Source organism: Paenibacillus sp. MZ03-122A (genome assembly GCF_024213325.1).
Lineage (GTDB): Bacteria > Bacillota > Bacilli > Paenibacillales > Paenibacillaceae > Paenibacillus > Paenibacillus polymyxa_B.
The window spans coordinates 1-5,041 of the sequence record NZ_JANAVI010000034.1 but is presented as its reverse complement, the minus strand read 5'-3'; the positions used below and the strand labels follow the sequence as shown (position 1 = coordinate 5,041).

The window sequence follows — 5,041 nt, the reverse complement described above, 5'->3', positions numbered from 1 at the left end:
GTTGGTTTGCCTTTTCGTTTACTTCCTTATAAGTCAGCTGTTTATCTTCAAACACTACAGCAATATTATTGGGTGTCCGTTCCACCTGTTCCTCAAAAATCTGATGGATGGTCTTTTCCCGAGGGTATCCTGCTTTTGTATTATTAAATTCATATAATATTTGATGTTTTTCGTCTTGTGACAGCATATCAATTTCTAATAGCCTTTTTTCAGGAAAGGCTGCTGCCTCTTCCAATACATTAAGGTAATGGGCAATAAGCCTTATAACTGACTCTTTCTTAAACAACCTGGTAGCATACTCCAATTCAAATGCAATACCGTCCTCTGTTTCCTCAGCGTTTAAAGTCAGGTCAAACTTGGATATTCTTACTTCACTGTCATAGGGCATAAACCTTAGCCCATCCATCTTCACTTCTGATGCCTCGATATTTTGCAGTACAAACATAGTATCGAAAAGTGGATTTCTGCCCAGATCCCTTTCCAGGTTAAGCTTATCTACCAGTTCTTCAAATTGGTAATCTTGGTTTTCGTAAGCCCTTAAGGAGTTTTCTCTTACTTCATTAAGGAAGTCCACAAAAGTCTTTCCACCTTGAGGGTGATTCCTCATGGCTAGCGTGTTTACAAACATACCAATAACGTCCTGAAGATCAGTATGCGGCCTTCCTGCAACGGGACTTCCAACTATAATATCTTCCTGTCCGGTGTACTTGGATAAAAGGACATTGTATGAAGCTAAAAGTACCATGTAGAGCGTGGCACCATTATTCACTGCAAGTTTGTTCAGTTTAACAGCAAGCTCCTTGCCTGCTTTGAAACTGATCACATCTCCCTCAAAACTCTGTATAGCTGGCCTAGGGTAGTCTAGCGGCATATTAAGCAAAGGAATTTCTCCTTTGAATACTTGGAGCCAGTATTCTTCCTGCTTACTAATTGTCCCATCAGCAAACAGCCTGTTCTGCCATACGGAAAAATCCTTGTACTGAATCTTAAGTTCCGGAAGTTCCTTACCTTCATACAGGCTCATAAATTCTCTTACCAGTATGTCGTCAGACACCCCGTCAGATATAATATGGTGCTTATCAAACATCATAATATATCTGTCTTCTCCAACTTTTATAAGCCCAACCCTAAGTAAAGGAGCCTCATCAAGGTCAAAGGTCCTAATAAATTCACTGGCTATTTTCGCAGCTCTTTCCTCATCGGTTTCCATATACATAACACTAAAATCCACATTGCTATGGACCTTTTGTACCGGTTTACCATCTATCATATGGAATGAGGTACGGAAAGACTCATGTCTGTCAACAAGCTCCCTAAAAGCCTGTTCAAAGCGCAGTTTATCGAGTTTGCCTTCAATTAGCATAATACCAGGCATGTTGTATGCCATCCCAACTGCGTCAAGCTGGTTTAGAATATACAGCCTTTTCTGGGCGGATGAAATTGGATAGTACTCCATCTCCCCAGCCGGCCCAATAGAATGAAATACACTCTCCTTTGCAATCTTGATGCACTCGGCAACTTCAGACATATTTGGGCTCTTAAATATTTCTTTAAGCGGTATGTTTACATTGAACTCTTTGTGAATCCTGGCAATAAGATTTGCTGCCCTTAAGGAATGTCCCCCCAGCTCAAAGAAATTGTCGTTTCTTCCCACTTTCTCTATACTAAGGATATCCTGCCACAACCCCGCAAGTTTCTCCTCCACTTCACCCAAGGGTGCGACATACTCTATTCCAGCATCGATATTGCCGTCAGGTTCGGGCAATGCCTTCCTATCTATTTTGCCATTGGGAGTCAGCGGCAGCTTTTTTAACTGCATAAAATAGGATGGTATCATATAGTCTGGAAGGTCCTTTAAGAGATGTCCCCTTAGTTCTGCTATTGTTAATTCATTTTCCCCTGCCACATAGGCACACAGATACTTGTTTCCCTTCTGATCTTCCCTTGCAATAACCACTGCTTCCTTTATTGAAACGTGCTTTAGCAGTTGTGCTTCTATTTCCCCCAGCTCTATTCTAAATCCCCTTATCTTTACCTGATGATCTACTCTTCCTAAAAATTCCATATTCCCATCAGACAGCCATCTGGCCAGATCCCCTGTACGATACATCCTTTCCCCTGGTATAAACGGGTTAGGTACAAATTTTTCAGCTGTCAGTTCGGGCCGGTTTAGATATCCCCTTGCAAGCCCTTCTCCCCCTATGCACAACTCACCCAAAACCCCTGTAGGCTGAGGTCTCAAGTGTTTGTCAACAACGTAGTATTTTATATTTTGCATTGGCTTTCCGATAGGTACACTCCCGGATTCCAAATAGCTTCCCAGTCTCTTTTCGTAATAACTGGAATCTATGGTGGACTCAGTAACCCCATAGCTATTAACAACCCGCAGTTTCTCTCCATACCAGGATTGTAATCTTTCATAATCTTCCACAGAGAGAGTATCTGATCCAAGTATAAGCAACTTGAGGCTATCAATAATCAAAGCATTATCATGGATATAATCCATAAGAGGAATAATCAGTGCCGGTGTGGATTCAAAGATGGTTATTTTATGGGTTTTAATAAGTGAATATAATCGTGCAGGATCGTATCTCTCCTCGGATGAACAAATAACCATTTGGCCTCCGTTGAGCAGCGTTCTCGAAACATCTCCCACAAATACATCAAAAGAAAAACTTGCGATTTGCAACAGCTTTACATCCATATCCGCAAGCCTATATTCCTTTTTCCATGCGTAAGATATGTTGACAAGACTTCTATGCTCTATCATGATCCCCTTTGGCTTTCCTGTGGTTCCTGATGTATAAATGACATATGCTAAATTACAAGATTTATTAATGACAGGAAGATTTTCTGTTCTCCCGTTGTAATTCACACAGTCATCAAAGCTTATAATATCAAGATCAAATTTAATTTTTTCTTTATGATGTTCTTGCGTAAGAATAATTCCAGCCAAGCTGTCATCGATCATATATCTGATTCGTTCTTCAGGATATTCGGTGTCTATGGGTAAATACGCGCCTCCTGCTTTAAATACAGCAATTACACCTATTATCATTTCTATGGACCGGTCTACCATTATAGCTACTACACTGTCAGGTTTTAATCCCTTGTCCCTTAAGATCCAAGCCAGTTGATTGGCCTTTTCATTAAGTTCTCCGTAAGTCAAGTATTTATCTTCAAATACTACTGCTATGTTATCAGGCGTCTTTTCCACTTGTTCTTCAAATAGCTCTTGTATGGTCTTATCCTTAGGATATTCTACTTTTGTATCATTGAAGCCATAGATTATTTGCTGTTTTTCCTCCTGGGACAACATATTTATTTCCGACAACCTTTTAAACGGATTTGCGGTTATCTCTTCCAACACGTTAAGGTAATGAGCCGCCAACCTTTTTATAGTCTCTTTTTTGAAAAGCCGAGTACAATATTCAAAGCTAAAAGCCATACCATCTTCACGCTCTATTGCATCAATGGATAGGTCAAATTTTGATATTCTATACTCTAGCCCGTTATTAAAAGGTCTGAAGCTTATACCAGGTACTGCAAATTCTACCTTAGAGGCATTTTGCATGGTAAACATAGTATCAAACAGTGGGTTTCTGCTCATGTCCCTCTTCAAGTTAAGCTTCTCAACCAGTTCTTCAAATTGGTAATCCTGATTGTCATAAGCCCTTAGAGCGTTTTCTCTTACTTCATTCAAGAATTCTACAAAGGTACTATCTCCCTTGGGGTAATTTCTCATAGCCAAGGTATTTACAAACATACCAAGGATATCCTGCAGGTCTGAATGTGGCCTTCCGGCTATAGGGCTTCCAACGATTATGTCTTCCTGTCCGGTGTGCTTAGACAGCAATATGTTGTATGCCGCGAGCAGTGTCATGTAAAGCGTAGCCCCATTATCCCTTGCAAGCTTGTTTAATTTATTCGTAAGCTCACTGCCTGCTTCAAAGCTAAAAAAATCCCCTTCAAAGCTTTGTATTACAGGCCTTGGATAGTCTAGCGGCATATTCAGTACAGGTATTTCTCCCTGGAATGCTTGGAGCCAGTATTCCTCCTGGCTGCTAATTCCGCCCTCATCAAACAGTTTATTCTGCCATACAGCGTAGTCCTTGTACTGTATCCGAAGTGCTGGAGGGTTGTTTCCTTCATAAAGATCCATAAACTCACGAATCAGTATGTCCATGGAGACACCATCGGATATAATGTGATGCATATCAAACATCATAAGATGCCTGTCTTCTCCCGTTTTTACAAGCTCTACCCTTAGCAGAGGAGCCTTGCCAAGATCAAAAGGTCTGGCAAATTCCCCAGCATACTCTGCGGCTTTTTCTTCGTTAGTTTCAAAGTACATCACGCTGAATTCCACATGGTCATGAACCTTCTGGACCGGGTTACCATCGATCATGTGGAACGATGTTCTAAGAGTCTCATGCCTTTTTACCAACTGCCTGAAGACTTCCTGGAAACGCGCTGTATCAATGCTTCCTTCCAGCAGCATAATACCAGGCATGTTGTATGCTGTCCCTGCCCCTTCAAGCTGGTTTAGTATATACAGCCTTCTTTGTGCAGATGACATAGGGTAGTATTCCATTTCTCCTGCCGGTTGGATTGACTGATATAGGCTCTCCTTTGAGTCTTTAATATATCTGGCAATTTCTAAGATGGTTGGTGTCTTGAATATTTCCTTAAGAGGTATGTCTATATTGAACTCTTTGTGAATTCTTGCTACAAGGCTTGTTGCCTTTAACGAGTGTCCCCCAAGCATAAAAAAGTTATCATTTCTTCCTACCTTCTCTATTCCAAGGATATCCCGCCACAACAGCGCAAGTTTCTCCTCTATTTCTCCCGAAGGTACTACGTATTCTACGCCGGTATTAACATTGCTATCGAGCACAGGCAATGCTTTCCTGTCTATTTTTCCATTAGGGGTCAATGGCAGCTTTTCCATCCGCACAAAGTAGGAAGGGATCATGTAGTCCGGGAGCTCTTTTGACAAGTGTTCCCTCATCCCCTGTACGGTTATTTCTTGATCCGGTAC

General features: G+C 41.2%; 1 protein-coding gene. It reads right to left on the bottom strand.

Annotated elements, in window-relative coordinates:
• Positions 1 to 4,999: non-ribosomal peptide synthetase (locus tag NLX74_RS25360; protein ID WP_254330915.1), on the bottom strand; the 4,999-nt coding region annotated here is incomplete at its 3' end.
• Between the last annotated feature and the right edge of the window lie 42 nt (positions 5,000 to 5,041).